Raw genomic sequence first — 23,518 nt, forward strand, 5'->3', positions numbered from 1 at the left:
ATGAGCCGTTTGCTGCTGGGGCTGCTGGCCTCCTCGACCCTTGTGCCAGCTGCGGCGTTCGCGCAGGCCGCCCCTTCCGATTTCACCAGTGCCACGCGCTATGATGGCGCGCAGCGCATTACCGGCACGATTGCGCCCGATCCGGACGGCGCCGGGCCGCTGCACCACCTTGCCGTGCGCAACAGCTATGATGTCGCTGGCAGGCTTATACGGGTCGAGAAAGGCGAACTCACCGCGTGGATGTCCGAGGACATCAAGCCGGCCGATTGGAGTTTGTACACGACGTTCACGATCGCGCAGCAGACCGATACGGCATACGACGCGATGGATCGCAAGATCCGCGAGGATGTTTCATCGGGCGGCGTCACCTATCAGGTCACGCAGTACAGCTATGACACAGCGGGCAGGCTGGAATGCGCGGCGGTGCGGATGAACCCTGCAGCCTTCGGGAGCCTGCCGGCAAGCGCCTGCACGCTGGGGGCGCAGGGCAGCCAGGGCCCGGACCGGATCACGAAGAATGTCTATGACGCGACCGGCCAGCTACTGCAGGTACGCAAGGCGGTAGGAACGAGCATCGAGCAGGCCTATACGACGTACAGCTACACGGCGAACGGCAAGCAGGAATATGTCGTAGACGCCAATGGCAACAAGGCGCGGCTGGTCTACGATGCCTATGATAGGCAAGTTCAATGGCAATTCCCCTCGACGGGCGTGCCGGGCGGCTATGACGGCTCCACGCCCGCCAGTGCGCTGGCAACGTCGGGCGCGGTCAACACCAATGACCGCGAGGAATATGGCTATGACCTCAACGGCAATCGCACCTCCTTAAGGAAGCGTGACGGGCGAGTGTTCGGCTATACCTTCGACGCGCTCAACCGGATGACGGCGAAGACTGTGCCGACGGCATGTGTCGCGGGCTACGCCTGCACCAATGTGCCCGCGACGATGGCGCGCAGCGTCTATTACAGCTACGATCTGCGCGGCCTGCAGACGGCGGCGCGGTTCGACAGCGCGAGCGGCGCGGATGCGGTGACCAACGGCTATGACGGGTTCGGGCGGATCACGTCGAGCACCACCAGCATGGGCGGCGTGAGCCGGACGCTGGGCTATCTATACGACGCCGATGGCAACCGGACACGAGTGACATTCCCGGACGGCAACTATGCCGGCTATCATTATGACGGGCTGAACCGGCTGGATACGGCCGGAGTGAATGCGGCCACCAACCTGTTGACGCGCATCTACGATACGGCCGGCAGGCTCAATATGAACGGATCCGGCAGCTGGACCTATTATGCCTATGACGGCATCGACCGGCTGACAGGGCAGAACGAGGTGCTGACCGGTAGCGGGGCGGGCAGCGTTAACACGGTGCTGGGCTATAATCCGGCCAGCCAGATCACGAGCCGCTCACGCAACAACGACGCCTATGGCTTCACCGGCTATGCGAACGCCAACCGCGCTTATACGGTCAACGGGCTCAACCAATATGGCTCTGCCGGGGGCACGAGCTTCGGCTATGATTCGAACGGCAACCTGACGGCGAGCGGGAGCACGGCCTATACCTATGACGCCGAGAACCGGCTGGTGGTGGCCTCAAGCGGCGTGCAGCTGACCTGGGACCCGCTGGGCCGTCTCTACGAGACCTACAGCCCCACTACCGGCACCACCCGCTTCCTCTATTCGGGCGACGAGCTGGTGGCGGAATATGATGGCGCGGGCGACATGCTGCGGCGCTACATCCATGGGCCGGGCGAGGACGACCCGCTGGCCTGGTTCGAAGGCGCGGGGCTGGGCGGAAGCTGGCCGAACGTGCGGCTGCCCAAATCGGACCATCAGGGCTCGATCACAGCCTGGACCGATGTGAACGGCGCACTCAGCCAGATCAACAGCTATGACGAATACGGTATCCCAGGGGCGGGCAATATCGGGCGCTTCCAGTATACTGGCCAGGCTTGGATCCCCGAGCTGGGCATGTACCACTACAAGGCCCGCATCTACTCACCCACCCTCGGGCGCTTTCTCCAGACTGATCCGGTCGGGTATGACGATCAGGTCAACCTCTACGCCTATGTTGGAAATGATCCGATCAATAAGACTGATCCGAGTGGATTGGGAGAATGCCCACCCAATTGCAGCACGCTCCAACGAGCCGGACAGGTCCTTTTTGGGGCCGCAGAAGTCGTAGCTGGCGCCTTGGGAATCGTTGCCGGAGCTGCCGGAGATGGAGCAAGCGGCGCCGCTACCGTTGCCACGGCCGGGGCCGCCACTCCAATCACGGTCCCAGCCGCCGTGGCATCGACTGCAGCGATCGCTGGCGGCGTTGTCTTGGCGACGGATGGCGCGAAAAGAATATCGGGAGCTCTATTTAGCACCAACCCCAACGAAACCGGTCCATCTCAGTCCGGCGGAGGGCGAAATGCGCAGAAATCCAACCCAGATCGCGTCGCAGCAGCACAGCAGCGTATAGAAAAAGCGCGCACGGAGTTGCAGGCTCTTAGATCTAAGCCGAACAAAACCCCACAAGACAAGGTTGACATAGAAAAATTGCAAAAGGGAATAAAAAGAGACCAGCTCAAAACGCTTCGCTCCGAGAATCATTCCGTTAAGGAGAAGAGATGAAACACGATTTGTACACATTTGTGTTGGACGTAGACGGAGGAAGTTATATTTCTCAAATACTTGATCATGACTTACATGAAGCAATATTGTCGTGGTCGGATATAATGGATGGAGATATATTGAAGGCGTTCAACGTAAGTGAATACACCTTTATAAAAGAATCTGTGGAAGCGGCCCTAAGAGACCCCGACCAAGGTCCAGTCGCTCTCGCGAATCTTAAGAATATCTGGTTTATGTATTTTTCCGTCAACGATATTACAGGATACTTGAATATAATTAAGACAGATAATAAATAAAATGAGCGTATCATTCTAGGGTCAGGACCCATTGATGTGAGAGGTGCGATCTGATTCAGGCTCCGCAAGGAGACTGACTGTGAGCAACCTGTACTGGCTGACGGACGAGCAAATGGCGCGGCTTGAGCCGTATTTTCCAAAGAGCCATGGCAGGCCGAGGGTTGACGATCGGTGCGTGCTGAGCGGGATCATCTTCGTCAATCGTAACGGGCAGCGCTGGCGGGATGCGCCGAAGGATTACGGCCCGCACAAGACGCTCTACAATCGTTGGAAGCGCTGGGGTCAGATGGGCGTCTTCACGCGCATGATGGAGGGGCTCTCGACCGGTGCTGAGCGCAAGACGGTGATGATCGACGCGACCTATTTGAAGGCGCACCGCACGGCATCGAGCCTGGCGGTAAAAAGGGGGATCTCGGCCACCTGATCGGCTGCACCAAAGGCGGCATGAACACCAAGCTCCACGCCGTCACCGACGCCAACGGCCGCCCTTTGAGCTTCTTCATGACCGCCGGCCAGGTCAGCGACTATATCGGTGCAGCAGCCCTGCTGGACGAATTGCCGAAGGCTCAATGGCTGCTCGGCGACCGGGGCTATGATGCTGACTGGTTCAGGGATGCGCTGCAGGAGAAGGGCATAAAGCCCTGCATCCCGGGCCGGAAATCGCGCAACGAGCCCATCAAATACGACAAACGCCGCTACAGACGCCGCAATCGCATCGAGATCATGTTCGGCCGTCTCAAGGACTGGCGCCGCGTCGCTACCCGTTACGACCGCTGCCCCACCACCTTCTTCTCCGCCATCGCGCTCGCCGCCACCATCATCTTCTGGCTATGACCAATGAGTCCTGACCCTAGTCGCGCGGAGGTAGCGCGACGGCACGGGCGGCCTGATCGAGATCGATGACGGCGTCGGCGGCATCGAGCACGGTCCGAATATCGTGATAAAGTTTGCTCAGGGCATCGCGGTTCGCGGCCGGCTCCCGGTAGCTCGGCGGCTCAAACAGCCTTCCCGCGCCGGCCCTCGGCAGCGCAATCAATAGCCGGTTGTCCTGCGCCAGCGCCAGCGGCCTGCCGAAGCCCAAAAGCGAGTTCAGGGCGAGGAAACGCTCCATGAACGCCGGGGTGAGCAGCGCGCGCGACGCGATCTGATCCGTCCCATAGACTTCATAGACCTGCTCGAAGCGAGGGTCTTCGATACGGACACGCTCACGTCCATGCGCGCCCATCCGCGCACGGAAATTGCCGAGCCAGCCGTCGTCCGCGACCACCGCCGTCGTTCCCTTCAGGGGGCGAGGAAGATCGATCCGGGTCAACAACCCGTCGAAAATGGTCTGTCGGCTCTCGCCGGCTTCCTTCGTCAGCCGCAGGTCCACGATGCTGAGCGAAAGACCTCGATAGGTGCCGAACAACTCGTCCTCGGCGACCACACGATCATAATCGCGGAAGATATATTGCTCTTGCAGCACCCCCATGTCGGGCATGACCGCTGGTCGATAGGACAGAGCGCCGAACTGGGCGGCAAGCTGCGGCAACACCCGCTCTTTATAGAGACGCCGATAGCGTTCGCCGAGCTTGTACGACGCCCAGATATGGCCGCCGAACCCGCCCGCGCCCACGAAAAGAAAAAGATCGAAGATACCGCTCGGATCCTTGCCGAACTGGGTGAAGATCCAGAACAACAACCCTGCCCCTGCACCGAGCGGAATACGCGATACTTCTCGCGCCTTGATCTGGCGCACCATGTCGACGCGCGTCGCTTCCAGCGCGGCCAGGACAGGCGCGAGGGAGCCCTCGATCTGCGCCATATTGGCGGGCTCGGCAGGCGGCGCGGCCTTGGGCGTGACGATCGCCATGGCCATCCACGCCCCGACGCCGGCGACGAGCAGCGCGGCGAACAGGCCCAGGAAAACGCCGCTCAACAGCCCGCTCAATCCCGGCGCGCGGCGCAGGCTGGCAACGAGAACGAGGAGGAACGTCGCAACCGCGGCGACCCCGAAACCCGCCAGCAGCAGTGCTGCCTTGCTCCGTCGGCCATCCGCAGCGGACGTCTCGCTCATGGCGTGGTCAGGTACGTGGCGGCATCGACCGGCGCGCGCGCCGCTTCGGGCGCTTCGAAGAACGGCGGCGGGGAGGAGGCGCCTGCCAGCGCCGCCAGTAGCGGGCCGGGAAATATCTGTATCGCGTTTTTCAGGTCGCCCACCGCCGAATTGTAGAAACGCCGCGCCGCCGCGATATTGGTCTCGACTTCCTGATAGCCGCGCTGCGCCTCGATCATCGGGCCATCTGATTTCAACGCCGGGTAATTTTCAGCGACCGCGAACAGCCGGCCGAGGCCCGCCTCCAGCTGGCCTTCCGCAGCGAACTTGCCGGCGATCCCAGCCGGGTCCTGCCCGCCCGGCAGAGCGGCGGCCTTGGCGCGCAACGCCGTAACATCGTCGAGCAGGTCGCGTTCATGCTCCATGAAGCGGCGCGCTATCGTCAGCAGATTGGGGATCAGATCGTGCCGCTGATTAAGCTGCACATCGATGCCCGCCAGCGCTTCCGCAACGCGGTTGCGACGCGTGACGATCATCGCATACCAGAAATAGAGGCCGGCCAGAACAACCGCGAGCACTATCCAGCCTATGGTGTTCATTCTACCTGCCCCCCTGCGCCATCTTCCAGCCTGAGCCGCCATCGGCAATGGATCAATGGATGTTATAATAACGGGGCCCTTCGCCAAATCCTTTTCGTGTGATCGCGCCCAGTCCGTTATAGATCGCCTGAGCGCCCGGCCCATCGCCGTGTTACCCGCTGCTCCTGACGCAGGATCATCATGGAGGCCGGATGCTAGATCGAACCCGAGTGCGAAACGAGGATCGGGATTGGCAGCGCGTGCAGTCGCGATATCTCATGGCTATCCTGGCAGACTGCCTGACCGAGCGAAGGGGCGAGCATGGCGAAAGGGCGCAATAAGGCGATGCTGACTGTGATGCTGCTATCATTGGCGGGATTGACCACCGGGGCTGCGTTTTTTTGGGGATGGCAGGTCATCGCGATGCCGGCTTGTACGGCGTATGCGCAAACCCAAGGCCTGACGCCGATCGGCTATCGCCCCGTCAACCGCTTTGGAAGTCAGCCCCGCAGCAGAATCCATGACATAAATGGCAGTTGCCTGTTGATCGATCGAAATGGCCACCAGCAGGGTCACGACCTGACACCCGAGCTTCATGGTTGGAAACGATACGGGGCCGCCAGCCTGCGTTATGACCTGATCTTCTTCGTGGCGTTGGTCGGTTGGGGGCTGCTCATTGCGATGTGGCCCGGTGACAAATCCAAGCAAGAGCCGGCTGGGGACCGTGGATAGACAGGGCGCCTGGGTGTCGACAGCCGCTGAGCGGAACGTCCGGGAAGCATTGCGATATGCAAGAGGCTATCTTATCAGATTGCCAGATCTCATCGTATCCGTATCAGCAGTAAGTCGCCGCATATGGGAATGATAGTCAATCGAAGAGTATCTGAGGATATACTGATCTCAGATATATATGATTCCGCCCTGAATCCCGAATCATGGCAACGAGCGCTACGGATCTTGGGAGAAGCTACGGATTCCGTTTCGGCGGGGCTGGCCTTAAATCGACGTGGGTACGTTCAGGTCGAGGCTTCCTATAACGTAGATCCACATTACAACGATCTTTATCGCGACCATTATTCGGGAATTTGTCCGCTTACGCCTTTGGCGTTCCAGCAGGCGCCTGGCTTGCGCCGCGGCTGGAGCGTTACGCAGTCTGCCGATTACAAAGCGTCCGAATATTTCAACGATTGGGCACGTCCGCAGGGCTGGATGGAAATCGTTGGCGTCGATCTTGTACGAAACGCGACCAATGTGGGCGGCCTTGCTCTGTGGCGTTCGGCCGGTGCGCTCGAGCTAAGTCCGGAAGCGATGGATCTCCTGCGTCGCGTTACCCCGCATCTTCGTCGCGCCTTCTCTATTCGCACGGCGCTGGACCAGGCCGCGTGTGCCGAAGAGACCATGAAGCGCGCCGTGCAGGCAGCGGGCTTCGCGCTTGTTCTATTGGCCGCGGATGGCAAGGTCGCGTTCGCCAACGAACGAGCCGAGACGCTGCTGCGGCGGCAATCTGGACTGTACGGCGCCCATGGGAGAATAGACCTTTCTGGCGTTTCGCCTGCGGCATTGGCCGGAGGAGCTACTTTCAACATTTCGCGCGGCGCCGGCGAATCCCCGCTGGCGGTTCACATCCTCCCCTTGCGGAAAGGACAGGCTGATCGGATCGGTGTGGGCTCGCCAATCGCCGCAATGTTCATCCTCGACCCGTCCGCCGATTTCGAGGCCCGCGCGGCGGAATTTGGCCGACGCTTCAATCTGACGACGGCCGAGACTCGGCTGCTGGCCAGAGTTGCCCGCGGCGAAGGTTTGCTCGCGACCGCCCGAGGCCTCGGCGTTACCGAGCACACCGCGCGAACCCATCTCAACCGCATTTTCTCCAAAACCGATACGACCCGGCAAGCCGACCTTGTGCGGCAATTCCTGCAGACGACACTGCCAATCTGAAACGCATGGCGGAATGCCGGCGTCATTGGTTCCTTTGACGCGGATAGCCGAAAGGCCCGCTAGCGCTGGCTCCTTTCCAAGCAGGAGAGGAAAGATGATCGGCACGAAAATCTGGTCTCGGTGCGAGCTGCGCTGCCGGTATTCGCTTCTGGCGGCAGCGTCGTTGTTCTGGGGCATGTTGCCGACCACGGCCTACGCCCAGACAACGTGCGGATCGGGGACGGCGACGGGAACCGGGTCACTCGCCTGCGCGCCGGGGTCGGTCGCCAGCGGAGATTTCAGCACCAGCGCTGGCGAGGACAGCACGGCGAGCGGCTACATCAGTACCGCGATTGGAAACAATAGCGCTGCAACCGGGTCGCAAAGTGTCGCGACGGGTGGATTGAGCACGGCGAGCGGTGATTACAGCACCGCGACGGGAACCGCGAGCACGGCAAGCGGCTATGCCTCTACAGCGACGGGAAATCATAGCTCCGCAACCGGATCGCAAAGCGTCGCGACCGGCGCATTGAGCACGGCAAGCGGCGACCTTAGCACCGCAACGGGAGGCGCCAGCACGGCAAGCGGATACGCAGCTACGACGTCGGGAAACCATAGCGCCGCAACCGGGTCGTATAGTGTCGCGACGGGCGCATCTAGTGCGGCAAGCGGTGACTTCAGCATCGCCACGGGAACCTTGAGCACGGCAAGCGGCTACGGCGCCACCGCGACAGGAACGCAAAGCATCGCGGCCGGGTCGCTGAGCGTCGCGACTGGTGCCGCCAGCAACGCAAACGCCGACTACAGCACGGCCATCGGCGGATCGAGCAGTGCAACCGGAGTTTATGGCACCGCCAATGGTTTCCAGAGCAACGCGAACGGATATGCCGCAACCGCCAATGGTGCCGCGAGTAATGCCGCCGGTGACAGGAGCGTCGCGATCGGTGGTGCGAGCCAGGCCGTCGGCGCGGGTGGAACCAGCATAGGCTATGGTTCATATGCCGCGGGTCCGAATGATACGGCCATCGGCTATTCCTCGCTGGTGAACGCCGACGGATCGACCGCGCTCGGCGCCAACAGTCTTATCGGAGGGAACGCGGCGAATAGCGTCGTGGTCGGTGAATCCGCTCAGGCGGGCGCGGCGCGCACGACGGCGCTGGGCCAGAATGCCCAGGCGGTTGCGGATGGCAGCGTGGCCCTGGGGCAAGGTTCGGTGGCGAACCAGGTCAATACCGTCTCGGTTGGCGTCGCGGGCGGCGAGCGCCGCATCGTCAATGTCGGGGCGGGCACGGTTTCGGCGTCGTCCACCGACGCGGTGAACGGATCACAACTATATGCCGTCGGTCAGAATGCCGCGACGGCGCAGGCGACGGCGAATACCGCGCTCGTGCACGGCAATGCTCAGGGGCAGAGCGTTGCGTCCGCACTTGGCGGCGGCGCTTCATATAACAGCGCAACGGGCGTTATGTCGGCCCCGACCTATACGGTCGGCAATCAGAGCTATCATGATGTCGGATCAGCGATTGGTGCGATCAATGGTCAGTTCGACACCCTGAACAATCGCGTCAACGCCCTTGAGACAGCAACGGCTCATGGGTTCAGGCGCGCGGATGGCGGGGTCGCGGCGGCCATGGCGTTGAGCGGCACGATGATCGTGCCAGACAGCACCGTTTCTGTTTCATTCAACCTCGCCACCTATCGCGGGGAGCAAGGCTTCTCTGGCGCAGTCGCCATCCGCGCGGCTCCGAGAGTCTACCTTTCCGGTGCGGTCGCCGGTTCCACCGTCAAGGGCTCGACTGGAGGCAGGGTCGGCATGGCGTTCGGCTTTTAGGCGCGCAATCGAGCAGCTGCCCGATCCGAGGCGGGTCAAGGCGGCATATTTCAGAGGATGGAGGATTCGCGATGATCGTAAACGCCTCAGTGCTTGGCGGTGTCAGCACCTTGTTGTTGGCGGCCAGTCCGGCTCACGCATTGAATGTTTGCGGCTTGGCCAGCAACGCTGAGGCCGCCGCAGCCTTGGGTCAGCCAGTGGTTTCGTCGCGCGCCACGGGTCCCGAGCGTGACGACGATACGGGCGGACAGCTCAGCTATTGCACGTATCGCGCCTCCAAGGCCGGTCTTGTCCTGACGGTTGTCGAATTCGCATCCCCGGCGGCGGCGCGCAAAGTCGCGACCGCCGAGTTTGCCAAAAGCACCTCCGACAATGCCCAGATCACCATCGAAAGCGGCATTGGCGAGCGCACCTTCTGGGTGCAGTCCGCTCGCGGTGGCGGCTACATGTTTCTCAAGGGCTCGCGGGTGGTCCAGGTCAGCGCCGGTGGCGCCGGCCAAGCTCCCCAACGCAAGGCCGCCATGCGTGCGTTGGCAAGCGCAGTGGCCAGAAAACTCTGAGGTCTCCGCGCGGTCATCGAACGGTCCGGATCATTCCGCGCAGCGTACGATACCACGCTCACGGTGCAATCACTGGTTTCGGTGTGGAAGTGCACGTCAGTCCATCATCGTGATTGGGGCGGATGCGGTCGATCGCAGAAGAAGCTGTTCGGCTGCTTTCGTCCCATTTGACGCCGTTCAACGCCGATTGGACGCCCCTGAAAGCCGTCGTTTTGTGTTTGTAATCACCGAAGCACGCAGTAGGTTTCGGGCAGGTTCTGGTCCACGCGATGGAAAGTGGAGAAGGGCGCCATGATGACAAAGTCACACTTTTTCATTCCGTCCGTAATTTTTCTGTTCGCCGGCACTCCACTTTGTGCCGCGCAAACAATCGCCGAAGAGTGTCACGGGACAGAAACTGTGAAAATTGGAAGCGCCGAACCAAGGTCCGTTCCCTACAGCCTCAATTTCAAGGCCGATCTCGTAGCGAACACATACTGCTACGGCTCCTGCACCAAGGAGCAAACTTATTCGATCGCCGACGCAAAATCTTCTCCGATGAAGCTGGCTGATTTGGAACGAGGTGGGCAAAAGCGGCATCTGATCTTCGATCGCGTCTCCGGCAAGCTCACCGATTACCAAGTCTTCGACGCGGGACTGGGCACTGTAACGCGAAGCGCAACCGCGGTTTGCAAGCCCTCGAGGCTATAGCCACCATGGGCAGCTTCCTTGGGTCGCTGCCCCGGAAGCTGTCTCTCGCCTTCCCACCCGATCTCCGCCGCTTCGGCTGAATTTTCGGCTCTGAAAGCCGCCTGGCGGCTTCGTGCCCCAATTTCAGTCGTTCAGATCCTGCGCGACCGATCCCGAAACCTGCCGTTCGTTCATCCACCGATGCCCGCATTGCGAACGGCCGATCTTGGAGATTTTTCTGCCAGCCGGCCTTTCGAACGGTTGGGGTGAAGACGGTCGTCCTAGGCGTGCTTCAAGCCGTGCGCACTCGGTTCATGGTGCCACCGGTGCATCCAGCGGCAGACCTGCATGCTCGTAGCCGCGACGGAAATCGGCCATGTGGCGTTCCATCCATAGCCGTGCGGTGGCGAGGTCGCGCACCTTGAGTGCAGCGACGATCGCGCGGTGTGCCTCGAGGATGCGCCAGGGCGATCGCTCGCCCGTCTTCGGGTGGGTGAACAGCCGGTCGAGCGAGGGATAGAAGAGCAACGAGACCGGCTCACGCGACATCAGTAGCACGCGGTTGCCCGTCGCCTGGGCGATCAGTGCGTGGAACTCGACGTCGAGGGCCGAGATCGATTCGCCGCGTTCCAGCGCTTCGGTCATGGCCGCGGCGTTCGCCTCCAGTGCCTCGACCAGCGTATCGTCGATCCGCCCGTCGAGCAGATCCATCGCCAACAGCTCGAGCTGCATCGCCACTTCCCAGATCTCGCGGAACGAGACCTGTTGCATCACCAGCGCGCGCGAGCTTTGCGAAGCGAGCGCGTCATGCTTGGGCCGGGTGACGTGCAGCCGCCGCCCGGCATCGCGCTTGACCAGACCGCTTTGCTCGAGCGCGCGCATGCCCTCGCGCACCGTGTGGCGCGTCACTCCGAATTTCTCCGCCAGCTCGGTCTCGGTCGGCAGCGGCTGCCCGGGCGCCAGCTCGCCGCTGAGGATCGCTTCCTCCAGCGCCTGCTGCACTGCCTGATAGGCGCGCGCGATCGTGAGCTTGCCAAGTGCCATCAGAATCCCTTTGTCCAACAATCCAACATTTGATAACCGACAGCTCAACGCTGCCAATGGGAGGGGTGCTTTGCAAGTCGAGGTCGAACGGCGGGACAAGGTTGCGCTGCTGCGTTTCTCCAATCCGCCGGTGAATACCCAGTCGGTCGCGGGCGTTGGCGTGATCGCCGACGCATTCGCCGCGCTGGTCGCCGATCCAGCGGTGGCCGCGATCGTGGTGAGTGGCGGGCCGAGGATCTTCAGTGCCGGCGCGCAGATCACCGAGTTCGACGGCGACCCTTCGAAGATCGACGCCAATCGCGCGATGATCGAGGCGTTCGAGGCTTCGGCCAAGCCGGTGGTCGCGGCGATCAACGGCGTGTGCATGGGTGGTGGGCTCGAGCTGGCGCTCGCCTGCCATTACCGCGTCGCCGCGGAGACCGCGCGGATCGGGCTGACGGAAGTGACGCTCGGCGTACTGCCCGGGGGCGGGGGCACCCAGCGGCTGCCGCGGCTGATCGGTGCGAAGGCGGGACTCGAGTTGATGCTCGGAGGGCGCGTGCTGAACGGCATCCAGGCTCGGGCGGCGGGCGTGGTCGACGACGTGGTGGCGGGCAATGCCGAGGCGGCGGCGCTGGCACTGGCCGAGCTGGTGCCGACGGTGCGGCGGACGGGCGAGATGCCGGTGCCGGCCGATCTGGACGAAGCGCTCGCTGTTGCGAAACCCCGCGGGTTGGCACAGCGGCGGATCGTCGGGTGCGTCGCGGCGATCGCGACCCATGACTTCGCGCGCGGTCTCCGGGTCGAGGCCGACCTGTTCAGTGAACTGCTCGGCTCGGAGGAGTCGCGCGGGCTGCGCCATGCGTTCTTCGGGCGCCGCATCGCCGCGCGCGTGCCGGGCCTGGAGGGCGTGAAGCCCGCGAAGATCGGGCATGTCGCGGTGATCGGCGGCGGCCTGATGGGCACGGGCATAGCGCTGGCGCTGCTCAATTCAGGACTGGAAGTGACGCTGGTCGAGCCGCGCGCCGAGGCGCTCGACAAGGCGCGGGCGACGATCACCGGAACGATCCTGCGCGATGTCGAGAAGGGCCGGATCGAGGCCGACGTCGCGGATGCGCGTGTCGCCGCGCTGACCGGAGCCCGGGAGATCGTGGCTGCGGCGGAGGCAGACCTGCTGATCGAGGCGGTGTTCGAGGACATGGAGGTCAAGCGCCAGGTGTTCGAAGCGATGGAGCGGGTGGCGCGGCCGCATGCGATACTGGCGAGCAACACCTCGACACTCGATCTCGATGCGATCGCCGGCTTCACCGCTTCGCCCGAACGGGTAGTGGGGCTGCACTTCTTCTCGCCCGCCAATGTGATGAAGCTGCTCGAAGTGGTGCGCGGGGCCAGGACGGCTCCCGAGACGCTGGCCACGGCGATGGCGTTCGGCAGGGCGATCGGCAAGAGCCCGGTCGCGGTTGGCGTATGCGATGGCTTCGTCGGCAACCGGATGTTCGAAGAATATCTCCGCCAAGCGTGGTTCCTGCTGGAGGAGGGCGCCCTGCCGGCGCAACTGGATGGCGCGCTCAAGCGCTGGGGCATGGCGATGGGGCCGGTCGCGGTGATGGACCTGGCCGGACAGGATATCGGCTGGAGCATCCGCAAGCGGCGTGCGGCGGAGCAGCCGGATCGGCCTTATTCGCGCATTCCCGACCTTGTTTGCGAACTCGGGCGGTTCGGGCAGAAGACCGGGGCGGGTTTCTATCGCTATCCCGACGGACGCACCGCTGAGCCCGATCCCGAGATCGATGCGCTGATCCTCGCCGAGTCCGCGCGGCTAGGCATCGAGCGGCGGGAGATTTCCGACGCGGAGATCGTCGAGCGCTGCATCTATGCCTTGATCAACGAAGGCGCGAAGATCCTCGGCGAAGGCATTGCCCATCGCGCGGTGGACACCGATGTCGTCTATCTCGACGGCTACGGCTTCCCGGGCGAACGGGGCGGGCCGATGTACTTCGCCGACCGCGTCGGCCTCCCCAGCGTGCTGGAGCGTATCGAGCAATTCGCCGCCGGCCTGCAGGGCTGGGCCTGGAAGCCCGCGCCGCTGCTCGTCGAGCTGGCGCGCTCGGGCCGCAATTTCGCGTCGCTCGACGCGGCAAATCACGGAAAGGAATGAGGGTGGGAATCGATCTCTCGACTCGCGTAGCGATCGTCACGGGCGCCGGCGGCGGGCTGGGCGCGGCGCATGCGATCGCGCTGGCGAAGCGCGGCGCCAAGCTGGTGGTGGCCGACATGAACGGCGAGGCGGCGGCTTCGGTCGCGGCGCAGATCGAGGCTGCAGGCGGCGAGGCGATGCCGGCTGCCGTGAGCGTTACCGATTTCGCGGCGGTGCAGGCGATGGGCGAGGCCGCGCTCGCTCGCTGGGGCCGGATCGACATCCTGGTCAACAATGCCGGCATCCTGCGCGACAAGAGCTTCGCGAAGATGGACCTTGAGGATTTCCGGCTGGTGCTCGACGTTCACCTGATGGGATCGGTCAATTGCACCAAGGCGGTGTGGGACATGATGCGTGCGCAGAATTACGGGCGGATCGTCTTCACCACCTCGTCCTCGGGCCTCTACGGCAATTTCGGCCAGGCGAATTACGGTGCCGCCAAGATGGCGCTGGTTGGGCTGATGCAGACGCTGGCAATCGAAGGCGAGCGTTACGGCATCCGCGTCAACTGCCTCGCCCCGAGCGCGGCGACGGCGATGACCAACAATCTCTATTCGGAGGACATGCTCGCCGGGCTCGGCGCGTCGCTGGTGAGCCCCGCGGTGGTGGCGTTGGCTGCCGAGGACGCACCGAGCCGTGCGATCCTGCTGGCCGGTGCCGGGAGCTTCGAACAGGCGCATGTCACGATGACGCGCGGGCTGTTCCTGGGCGATGGCGAGACCGTCGCCGACACGCTGCTCGATCGCCTGGCCGAAATCGGCGGCCGCGACCAGGATACGGTTCCCGCCCGCGGCGAAGCGCAATATCAGTATGAAATGGCCGCTCGCGCCGAGAAAGTGAACGCATGACCGCAACTGCCTACATCGTCGCCGCCCGCCGTACCGCGATCGGCACCTTTGGTGGCGCGCTCAAGGACGAGACGCCCGCCAGCCTCGCCGCCCTCGTCACGCGCGCCGCGCTCGACGCGGCCGGAGTCGCGCCCGAGGCCGTCGGCCATGTCGTGTTCGGCCAGGTGATCCCCACCGCGCCGCGCGACGCCTATCTCGCGCGCGTGGCCGGGATCGAGGCGGGCATTCCCAGGGAAGTGCCGGCGCTCACCGTCAACCGGCTATGCGGCTCGGGCGTGCAGGCGATCGTCTCGGCTGCGCAGATGCTGATGCTCGGCGACGCCGAGATCGTGGTTGCCGGCGGCAGCGAAGTGATGAGCCGCGCGCCTTACTACGCGCCCGCCACGCGCTGGGGCCAGAAGATGGGGGACGCGACGGTGGTCGACGGATTGAACGGCGCGCTGACCGATCCGTTCGGTGGCGGGCTGATGGGCGTGACCGCCGAGAATGTCGCGGAGCGCCACGGCATCGATCGCGCCCGGCAGGACGAATATGCCGCCGAGAGCCACGCGCGCGCCGCCCGCGCGATCGCCGAAGACCGCTTCGCCGGTCAGATCGTGCCGGTCGAGGTCAAGGCCGGCCGCGCGACCAAGGTCTTCGACACCGACGAACATGTCCGCGCCGATGCCAATGCCGCCGATCTTGCGAAGCTGCGCACGATCTTCAAGCCCGAGGGCACGGTGACCGCCGGCAATGCCTCGGGCATCAACGACGGCGCCGCGGCTCTGGTGCTCGCCAGCGAGGAGGCCGTCGCCGAGCACGACCTCAAGCCGATCGCGCGGATCGTCGCGTATGGTCATGCCGGCGTCGATCCCAACTTCATGGGCATGGGCCCTGTGCCCGCGACCCGGGCCGCGCTCGTCAGGGCCGGGCTGTCGGTCGCCGACATGGACGTGATCGAATCGAACGAAGCCTTTGCCGCCCAGGCTTGCGCCGTGTCCGATGCGCTCGGCTTCGATCCCGCGAAGGTGAACCCCAATGGCAGCGGCATCTCGCTTGGCCATCCCGTGGGCGCCACGGGCGCGATCATCGTCACCAAGCTGGTCCACGAGCTGGCGCGGGTTGGCGGGCGCTACGGCCTCGCGACGATGTGCATCGGCGGCGGCCAGGGGATTGCGCTGGTGGTGGAGCGGGTCTGAGGCGCTAGCCGGTATCCGGCGAAGGCCGGGATGCCGTTCAATTGCCACTATACGCAGTCCTCAACTGCAGCTTGTCGATCTTCCCCGTCGATCCGCGCGGCATCGCATCCACCCGCACCACCGCATCCGGGATCCACCACGACGCAACCTGCCCGCGCAGCGATGCCAGCAGTTCGGCGTCCGATATCTCCTGATCCTCGCGCAGTTCGACCAGCAGCAGCGGGCGCTCGCCCCACTTCACGTCGCTGCGCCCGATCACCGCGGCGAGCGAAACCTGCGGCAGTGCGCCGACCAATGCCTCGATCTCGGCCGGGTTGATCCATTCGCCGCCCGACTTGATCAGGTCCTTGGCGCGCCCGGTGATCATCAGATTGCCCTGGCGGTCGATTCTCGCGAGATCGCCGGTGTCGAACCAGCCATCCTCGGTGGTCGCGCTGCGTTCCTGCCCGAAATAGCGGTCGATCACCGCCGCGCCGCGCACGTGCAGCCGCCCCTCGACGTCGCGCTGCTCGGGCAGCGGATCGCCCCGTTCGTCCATCAACAGCAGGTCCATGCCGAGTGCCGGCCGGCCCGAGATCGCCGCGTCGCGCTCCGGATTGCTCAGCACCCCGAAGGTGCCGACCGGCGACAGCTCGGTCATGCCCCAGCTCGTCTGCACCGGGATGCCGAGCTGCTTCTCGATCCGCTCCATCAGCGCCGGCGGCATCGACGCACCGCCGACCAGGATGCGCTTGAGCGACGGCAGATGGGTTCCGGTCGCGTCGAGATGGTCGCACAGTCCCAGCCACACCGTCGGCACGCCGACCGCGATCGTCACGCCCTCGGCACCGATCAGCCGCGCGAGGCTGGCGCCGTCGAGATGCCGCCCGGGCAGCACCAGCTTGGCGCCCGCCGCCGGCACCGCGAAGGGCAGCCCCCAGGCATTGGCGTGGAACATCGGCACCACCGGCATCACCACATCGGCGCTGGTGATCCCCGAGACATCGGCCTGGAGCAGCCGCAGCGTGTGCAGGAAGCTCGAGCGGTGGGTGTAGCTCACGCCCTTGGGCGCCCCGGTCGAGCCCGAGGTGAAGCACAGCCCGCTCGGTGCGGTCTCCTCGAATGCCCCCCAGGCGAAATCGTCATTACCCTGCGCGACCAGCGGCTCGAGCGCTGCGATCTGCGCGCTTCCAAAGTCCGGCGAGGCAACCTCGCCGTCGATCACGAACACCCGTGCCACCCCCGGCGCATCGTCGAGCACCTTGAGCGCCAGCGGCATCAGATCGGCGCTGACGATCAGGATCCGTGCACCCGACTGCGCCAGCATCCAGGCGAGCTGGGGCGGCGTCAGCCGCGGATTGAGCGTGTGGCACACCGCGCCCATGCCCATGATCGCGTACCAGCTCTCGACATGCGCCTGGCTGTTCCAGGCCAAGGTCGCGACGCGCTCGCCGGTCTGCACGCCGAGTCCGGCAAGCAGGTGCGAGATCCGGCGCGCGCGGCTGTGCAACCCGGCATAGTCGACCCGGCCGATCGCGCCGCCCTCGCCCGCCGTCGCCACCTCGACATCGCCATGCCATTTGGCGGCGTGATCGAGGATCCGGTCGAGCGTCAGCGGAAAATGCTGCATGGAGCCGTCGATCACTTGCAGCCCTCCGCAGCGGCGGGCAGCGGCGGCGCGATCACCCCGACGTTCCAGTTCCAGGGCAGGTTGCCCGCGGCGCGGCGGCGGCAGAAGACCTGGTCGTGCAGCGCATATTCGGCGGGCTTGAGATTGGCCTCGACCCGCGGCTTGTCGGTGAAGTGCATATAGGCGGCTCGTTCGTTGTGGGAGGGCCAGGCAGGCTGACCGAAGGCGCGGGGCGTGCCGGTGCGGGCGAAGCTCGCCCAGTAATCGACCATCGCATCGGAGAGCGCGCGCTCGGCGGGCGTGTCGGGAATGGCGGGCCAAAGCGGCGTCACCCGGCCGATCGTGCCGAACATGTAAGGCACTTCGGAAGCGTGAAAGGCATGGATGCCGGCCGCGTCCGATGCCGGGGTGGCGTGATCGAAATAGTAGAGAAATGCCGGCTGGCCGGCGCGGGCCTGCTCGCGCACCAGCTTCTGCGAATTCCACGCGAAGAAGCCGTCGCGTGCCGCGGCAAGCATCATCTTGCCGATGTCGCCGGCCGGATAGAGGTGCAGGAACGCGTCCGCCAGTGGGCCGTAGCTGGCGCGAATCTTCGCCTCGTAGCTTGCCGCGGTGAAGCTCGACGGATCGGGCAGGCCGGGCAGGATCGACTTCATCGTGCCGATCTCGCCGGCGGTGAAACCGGTCATCAGCGGCACCTTGGCCTGCTCGCCGCGCTCGAACGTCTCGACCAGTTGGCGCGGGATCAGCTTGCCGTCGACGATCGCGGTGGAAGCGAAGCCCGCCTTGACCGCACGGGCGACCAGATCGGGGCCGGAAATGGCGCGCAGCCCGGCGAGCGACGTCGCTCCGATCGCGCCGGCATAATGCGTGCCCAGCGTTTCGGCCGAGGGCACGCCGTGCCGCATCGCCTTCAGCTCTGGCAGGTTCATCAGCGATGCGCTCTGCACGATCGCCTTGCTGAACAGCCCGCGTGCCTGGGGAGCGACCAGCAGGTGCAGGATCGCGAGCCCACCGGCGGACTCGCCCGCGATCGTCACGTTGCCGGCATTGCCGCCGAACGCGCCGATATTGGCCTTCACCCAGCGGAGCGCGGCGATCTGGTCCATCACGCCGTAATTGCCCGAGATTCCGTCGGGCGATTCCGCGCTCAGCTCGGGATGCGCGAAATAGCCGAAGATGCCGAGCCGGTAGTTGATCGACACGACCAGCATGCCGCGCCTGGCCAGCGCCGCCCCGTCGAACATCGCCTGCTGCGACGATCCGCGCACCAGGTTGCCGCCATGGATCCAGACGAACACCGGCGCCTTCCGGGCGTTCTTGGGCGCCCAGATGTTGAGCGACAGGCAGTCCTCGCTCATCGCCGGATAGGTCTCGGCATAGATGCTGCTCGGCGGCGCCGGCGGCTGCTGGCATGCCGGCCCGAACGTGCTGGCGTCGCGCACCCCCGCCCAGGCGGGCAGCGCCACCGGCGGCTTCCAGCGTCGTTCGCCAACCGGCGCCTCGGCATAGGGAATGCCGCGGAACACGCGCTGGCCTTCGGCTTCGACGCCGCGAACGGTGCCGGCCGGTGCCTTGACGATCGGCTGGGCCCCGGCCTGCGTAGCGCCGACGAGCGCCAGCCCCAGCCCCAGCGCCGCGAAGCGGTGCGCTATCCCCATCTAATCCTCCTGATGTGCTGGTGTTCGGGCCGGCGCTCAGCCGATCACCTTGTTCAGCCGCAGCCAGAGCTGCTGGTCGAATTCCTTGTCGCCTGCGCTGGCGCCGGTGCGCACTACGATCAGCTTCCTGCTCGGCACCACGAACAGCCGGCGGTTGAACGCGCCCAGTGCCGCGATCGTGTCGGCCGGCGCGGCGGCGATCAGCGGCCCGTCCTTGCGGTTGCCGAGCGCGCCGACCATGTAGTCGCCGCCGTTCAGCCACCACAGCCGGCCATAGGCCGGGTTGGCCGGCGACCGTTCGAACATCGCGGCGAGACTGGCTTGGGAAACGACGCGCGTGCCGGTGTTCGACACACCCTTGTTGAGGATCATCAGCCCGAACAGCGCGGTATCGCGCGGAGTAGTGACCAGCCCGGTATCGTTGCCAACGCTGGCAAGCGCGGTCGGACGCTTGCGCCAGCCGGTGTTGGTCATGCCGGCGGGGCCGGTCAGCCAGTCGCGGGTGATCGTCTCGAGCGGCTGCTTCGCCGCGGCGGCGACGATGCGCTTCGAGATCGCGTAGACGGGCGTGTTGTAGAAGAATTTGGTGCCGGCGGGCGCCTCATAGCCGAATTTCTCGTCCAGTCCCGAGGCCATGTGCAGCACATCGATCACCCGGATCTTCGCTTCCTGCTCGGGCGTCGCCTTGGACCAGCCGGCGCCGATATAGTCGGAGACCGGCTTCGTCACGTCGATCAGCCCCTTGTCGATCGCGATCGCGATCAGCACCGAGACGAAGCTCTTCTGCTGGGAGGCGACATCCTCGAGCAGCGCGCCGTCGTTCGACTTGCCATAGACGAAGAGCGGGAACTGCTTGTCACTCTCGGGCGCCGGGAAATTCTTCTCGATCAGGATCCTGCCGTCCTGGATCACTAGGAAGCCGGTGGTGTTCTGGTTGCGCAGATAGTCGAGCAACGCAGCCATCGCTGCGTCGCCGGCAACAACGACGGCGGGGGAAGCGGCATTGCCCGAACGGGCGGGAGCGGAGGGCGCGATCGACACGGCCGCCAGTGCGGCGCCGAGCAACAATGCCTTGATGTGCGATCGAGCCTTCATCCTCATCTCCTGTTTACGGCGCGTTTCTTTGTCGGGGCGGCAACGGTGGGCAGCGGCGTGTCCTCGCGGACCCGGGGGCCGCGCGCGAGCATGATCCGCGCAACTTCGCCCTGCATGAAATAGAGAATATCGCGCGCGGCCTGGCTGGCCTTGTCGGCATCGCGGGCGACCAGCCCGGCGCGGACCTGGCGCCAATATTCATAGGGGCCGGGGCCGTTGGCGTTGATAGCGAGCGCGACGTACGAGAAGTGGAAGCGCGTCTTGCGGCGCACGCCTTCGATCATCTTCTGCGCATCGAGGCTGGCCGATTCGGCCATCTCGCTGAAGATCGCTTCGGACACCTCGATGATCTGCTCGCCGGGCACGCCCGCCGCCGCATCGCTCAGCAGCCTGTCGATATTGACCAGCATCCGGCGGATCGCGGCATCGGAGGCGCGCTGGCATGCGAAGCGCGCGGCAAGGCCATAGAGCGCGGCGCGCACCTCATAGAGGTCGAACACTTCCTCGACGGTGGTGGCGGAGACGCGGGCACCGCGATTCTCCTCCAGCTCGATCAGCCCGTCATCGGCGAGCGTGCGCAACGCGCGACGGACGATCGAGCGACCGACGCCGAACTCGCTGCACAGCCGCGCCTCGCGTAACCATTCGCCGGGAGCAAGCTCGCTGCGCTGGATCTGGAGCCGCAGCGCATGCGCCAGATCGTCGGCCGTCGCGGACGAGCGCGCTTCCGCCGTATCGGCCGACTCTAGGTCCGCTGCTGATTTCTGCTGATCGCTCAACTACTTGCCCTCTCACGGAATGGGTGCCCCTTGCCGGCGCTTCGCCATCCTGCACGACGATTTCTATTGCGGCAACGCGAGGGGGGCAAGAGTTTTGTCAAACCATTACACAAAGATTGTCGTACAATATGATTGACTCGGTCGAGCAATGGATCGATGAAAAGGGGCAGGCGCAGCAAAAATGCGCGCCATGGGAGGATGCATGCGAGATTTCCTTGCCACCACGGCAACCCTTGCGCTCGTCGTCGCGACGCCGGCCTTTGCGCAGACCACAACCGGCCCAGACAGTGCCGAGACCGCTGCCGCACCGCAGGACGCGCCCGAGGCCGAGACCAGGCGCCAGGACGACATCATCGTCACCGCGCGCCGCCGCGAGGAGAGCATCCGCGACGTGCCGGGCACGATCAACGCGGTGACCGGCGACCAGCTCGACGCCAAGGGCCCGATCGTGGGCAGCGGCGATCTGCTCAGCACCACGCCCGGTGTCCGCTTCAACGACGTGGCAAGCGAGAACCTTGCCGAAGTCTCGATCCGCGGATCGGGTACGGCACGCGCCACGGGCGCTGATTCGGGCGTCGGCCTGTTCGTCAACGGTGCCTATGTCGGCAGCTCGACGCTGGGCGGCCGCAACTTCAAGACGCTCGACTATTTCGACATCGAGCGCGTCGAGGCGCTGCAGGGCCCGCAGGGTGCGCTCTATGGCCGCAACTCCGAGTTCGGCGTGGTCAACATCGTCCTGGCCAAGCCCAAGTTCGAAAGCTCGGGCTGGGCGCGCGGGATGTACACCTTCGGGCTCGACCAGAAGCGCGTTGCCGCGGTGATGAACGAAGCGCTGAGCGACACGGTCGCGGTTCGCGTCGGCGGCGAGATCTACGGCCAGACCGGCGGCTTCTACTACGACCCCAATCACAAGAAATATTATGACAGCACCCGCGGCTGGAATGGCCGTGCCCAGCTGCGCTACCGCTCGGGTGACCTCGACGTGAACCTGATGGTCGACGGGCAGGACCTGAAGCTGCCGAGCTTCGTCAACAGTCTGGTGATCGCACCCGGCACCAACAGCGCAGTGCCGCTCGGCTATTATCAGTCGCGCTTCACCTTGCCGCACGACGGCAAGGACGGACTGATGCAGAAGGTCGGCCGCGTGATGCTGAGCGCCAGCTACGACTTCGGCTGGGCCAAGCTCGAATCGACGACGATGGCGACGCGCTGGCGCTCGAGCCAGTTCTACGGCGCGGCGATCGACTTCGCGACGCTCCAGTCGATGCGCCAGCAGGGCCAGCTCGGCATCTATCCCTTCACCCAGGTCCACACCAATGTCGTCGATCGCACGCTCTATCAGGACCTCCACCTGACCGGGAAGACCGGCAACCTGACCTGGATCGTCGGCGGCGAAGGCCTCTATCAGAACGACGACTACCGGCTGGCGATCAACAGCTCGCCCTGCGCCTTCAATGCGATCAACCAGAGCATCTGCGGCGGTATGCCGACCGAGAAGGTCTGCCTCAAGCCGCTGCCGACCTCGGCGAATTGCCCGGCCAATTACCCGCTGGTGTTCGGCACCGACAGCAATACCAAGCAGCGCATCTATTCCTTCGCGGCCTATGCCTCGCTGCAATATCAGCTCGGCAATTTCTCGCTGGCCGGCGAGGCGCGCATCTCGCACGACTACAAGACGGCGACGCAATATATCTACGCGCTCTACACCACCAACTACACCCGTCTGCCGACCACCTATGTCTACAAGGCCGAGCAGCCGGTGTTCACCGCGACCGCCAGCTACAAGATCCCGGGCGCGACCGGCACGCTCCTGTATGCCAAGGTCGGCAGCGGCTACCGCGCGGGCGGTGTCAACAACGGCACCTACAATGCCAGCGCGCCCAATCCCTTCCTCTACACCTACGACAACGAGACTACGATCGGCTATGAGGCCGGCGTGAAGTCGACGATCGCGCGCGGCACCTTCGTCCGCCTCGCCGCCTATCTCCAGCGCACCAGGGACGCGATCACCAGCATCAACGATGGCTGCACGCTCACCAATGCCTGCCTGCAGGGCGGGCAGCAGTTCAACGTCAATGGCGGAACGATCGAGGCCAAGGGCCTGGAGGCGGCGCTCGACGGGCGCTGGCGCGTGGCCGGTGGCATGTTCTCGCTCGGCCTCAATGCCGCCACCCAGCGCGCCCATTTCGTCAAGGTGCCCGCCGGCGTCTCCGGCCTGCCGGTGCCGGACAGCTCGGTGGCGCAGATCCCCGACTGGACGATGTCGGCCACCGTCGACTACCGCCATCCGATCGGCGACAAGTCGAACGCCTTCGTCAACTTCAACTATCAGGGCCAGCGCGGCGGCATCCAGGATACGGTGACCGCTTCCACCCCCGCCATCGCCATGACCGATTTCGACATCTTCGGCGCGCGGGCAGGGCTCAACCTCGACAAGATCCAGATCGCGATGTTCGTGCGCAACATCACTGATCGCCAGATCCAGGTACTAAAGTTCATGCAGGCGGGCTTCCCGCTCTCGGTGCGCTACAACAAGCCGCGCACCATCGGCGTGAGCATGTCCACCCGCTGGTAAATCCGGGGCGGGTCCATCTCCGCTCACACCTTCCTGCCGGCTTCG

Annotated in this window: 18 protein-coding genes; 11 read left to right on the forward strand and 7 right to left on the reverse strand. The window is 64.7% G+C overall.

Annotated elements, in window-relative coordinates; translation table 11 throughout:
• Together FFS08_RS19585 and FFS08_RS19590 are read left to right on the forward strand one after the other, a co-directional pair.
• Window positions 1-2,622: an RHS repeat-associated core domain-containing protein gene (locus FFS08_RS19585; protein WP_137864234.1), complete on the forward strand. Its 2,622-nt coding sequence runs from the start codon at window positions 1-3 to the stop codon at window positions 2,620-2,622.
• Between the two features lie 375 nt (window positions 2,623-2,997).
• Window positions 2,998-3,752, forward strand: a protein-coding gene (locus FFS08_RS19590) for an IS5 family transposase (RefSeq protein ID WP_137871850.1) whose coding sequence is annotated in 2 segments (ribosomal slippage) — window positions 2,998-3,328 and window positions 3,328-3,752 — 756 coding nt in all. Because the reading frame shifts where the segments join, the coding sequence is not laid out codon by codon here.
• A gap of 16 nt (window positions 3,753-3,768) precedes the next feature.
• On the opposite strand, the gene FFS08_RS19595 is transcribed toward FFS08_RS19590, so the two are convergent.
• Window positions 3,769-4,974, reverse strand: a complete 1,206-nt coding sequence (locus FFS08_RS19595) for a DUF3137 domain-containing protein (protein WP_137864236.1) — start codon at window positions 4,972-4,974, stop codon at window positions 3,769-3,771.
• A complete protein-coding gene (locus tag FFS08_RS19600; protein WP_137864237.1) occupies window positions 4,971-5,552 on the reverse strand; it encodes a LemA family protein in 582 nt (193 codons plus the stop codon). The genes FFS08_RS19595 and FFS08_RS19600 overlap by 4 nt, the downstream gene beginning before the upstream one ends.
• Before the next feature lie 300 nt (window positions 5,553-5,852).
• Between FFS08_RS19600 and FFS08_RS19605 the strand changes: the two genes are divergently transcribed.
• From FFS08_RS19605 to FFS08_RS19625, 5 genes are all read left to right on the forward strand, one after another.
• Window positions 5,853-6,263: a hypothetical protein gene (locus FFS08_RS19605; protein WP_137864238.1), complete on the forward strand. Its 411-nt coding sequence runs from the start codon at window positions 5,853-5,855 to the stop codon at window positions 6,261-6,263.
• 225 nt (window positions 6,264-6,488) lie between these two features.
• Window positions 6,489-7,469, forward strand: coding sequence for a helix-turn-helix transcriptional regulator (locus tag FFS08_RS19610; protein ID WP_137864239.1), 981 nt, complete (start codon window positions 6,489-6,491; stop codon window positions 7,467-7,469).
• Window positions 7,470-7,563: 94 nt separating this feature from the next.
• Entirely contained in the window at window positions 7,564-9,279 is a 1,716-nt protein-coding gene (locus FFS08_RS19615; protein WP_137864240.1) for a YadA family autotransporter adhesin, read from the forward strand.
• 71 nt (window positions 9,280-9,350) lie between these two features.
• Window positions 9,351-9,839, forward strand: a complete 489-nt coding sequence (locus tag FFS08_RS19620) for a hypothetical protein (protein ID WP_137864241.1) — start codon at window positions 9,351-9,353, stop codon at window positions 9,837-9,839.
• Between the two features lie 276 nt (window positions 9,840-10,115).
• The gene (locus FFS08_RS19625; RefSeq protein ID WP_137864242.1) at window positions 10,116-10,529 is read left to right on the forward strand and encodes a hypothetical protein; all 414 of its coding nucleotides are present in this window, start codon (window positions 10,116-10,118) and stop codon (window positions 10,527-10,529) included.
• 291 nt (window positions 10,530-10,820) lie between these two features.
• Here the strand turns inward: FFS08_RS19625 and FFS08_RS19630 are convergent, their stop codons facing one another.
• Window positions 10,821-11,552, reverse strand: coding sequence for a FadR/GntR family transcriptional regulator (locus FFS08_RS19630; RefSeq protein WP_137864243.1), 732 nt, complete (start codon window positions 11,550-11,552; stop codon window positions 10,821-10,823).
• Window positions 11,553-11,622: 70 nt separating this feature from the next.
• Here FFS08_RS19630 and FFS08_RS19635 point away from each other — a divergent pair, with 70 nt between their 5' ends.
• The 3 genes from FFS08_RS19635 to bktB are packed head-to-tail and all read left to right on the forward strand — an operon-like array spanning window position 11,623 to window position 15,754.
• On the forward strand, window positions 11,623-13,689 hold the full coding sequence (locus tag FFS08_RS19635; protein WP_137864244.1) for a 3-hydroxyacyl-CoA dehydrogenase NAD-binding domain-containing protein: 2,067 nt from the start codon (window positions 11,623-11,625) through the stop codon (window positions 13,687-13,689).
• Window positions 13,690-13,691: 2 nt separating this feature from the next.
• Window positions 13,692-14,576, forward strand: a complete 885-nt coding sequence (locus tag FFS08_RS19640) for an SDR family NAD(P)-dependent oxidoreductase (RefSeq protein ID WP_137864245.1) — start codon at window positions 13,692-13,694, stop codon at window positions 14,574-14,576.
• Window positions 14,573-15,754, forward strand: coding sequence for a beta-ketothiolase BktB (gene bktB, locus FFS08_RS19645; protein ID WP_137864246.1), 1,182 nt, complete (start codon window positions 14,573-14,575; stop codon window positions 15,752-15,754). The genes FFS08_RS19640 and bktB overlap by 4 nt, the downstream gene beginning before the upstream one ends.
• A 37-nt stretch (window positions 15,755-15,791) precedes the next feature.
• Here the strand turns inward: bktB and FFS08_RS19650 are convergent, their stop codons facing one another.
• From FFS08_RS19650 to FFS08_RS19665, 4 genes are read right to left on the reverse strand one after another with little or no spacing between them, the layout of a single operon-like run.
• Window positions 15,792-17,378 carry a long-chain-fatty-acid--CoA ligase gene (locus FFS08_RS19650; RefSeq protein ID WP_331483267.1) on the reverse strand — a complete coding sequence of 529 codons (1,587 nt, stop codon included), beginning with the start codon at window positions 17,376-17,378 and terminating at the stop codon, window positions 15,792-15,794.
• Window positions 17,375-19,024, reverse strand: coding sequence for a carboxylesterase/lipase family protein (locus FFS08_RS19655; protein ID WP_137864247.1), 1,650 nt, complete (start codon window positions 19,022-19,024; stop codon window positions 17,375-17,377). The genes FFS08_RS19650 and FFS08_RS19655 overlap by 4 nt, the downstream gene beginning before the upstream one ends.
• A 36-nt stretch (window positions 19,025-19,060) precedes the next feature.
• Window positions 19,061-20,119 (reverse strand): serine hydrolase domain-containing protein, encoded by a 1,059-nt coding sequence (locus FFS08_RS19660; protein ID WP_137864248.1) that lies wholly within the window; start codon window positions 20,117-20,119, stop codon window positions 19,061-19,063.
• A 2-nt stretch (window positions 20,120-20,121) separates the two neighbouring features.
• Window positions 20,122-20,898 carry a GntR family transcriptional regulator gene (locus tag FFS08_RS19665; protein ID WP_137864249.1) on the reverse strand — a complete coding sequence of 259 codons (777 nt, stop codon included), beginning with the start codon at window positions 20,896-20,898 and terminating at the stop codon, window positions 20,122-20,124.
• A 202-nt stretch (window positions 20,899-21,100) separates the two neighbouring features.
• On the opposite strand from FFS08_RS19665, the gene FFS08_RS19670 reads away from it, so the two are divergent.
• Window positions 21,101-23,473 carry a TonB-dependent receptor gene (locus FFS08_RS19670; protein ID WP_171012729.1) on the forward strand — a complete coding sequence of 791 codons (2,373 nt, stop codon included), beginning with the start codon at window positions 21,101-21,103 and terminating at the stop codon, window positions 23,471-23,473.
• Window positions 23,474-23,518: the final 45 nt, after the last annotated feature.

It is taken from the genome of Sphingomonas sp. 1F27F7B (assembly GCF_005503355.1).
GTDB lineage: Bacteria > Pseudomonadota > Alphaproteobacteria > Sphingomonadales > Sphingomonadaceae > Sphingomonas.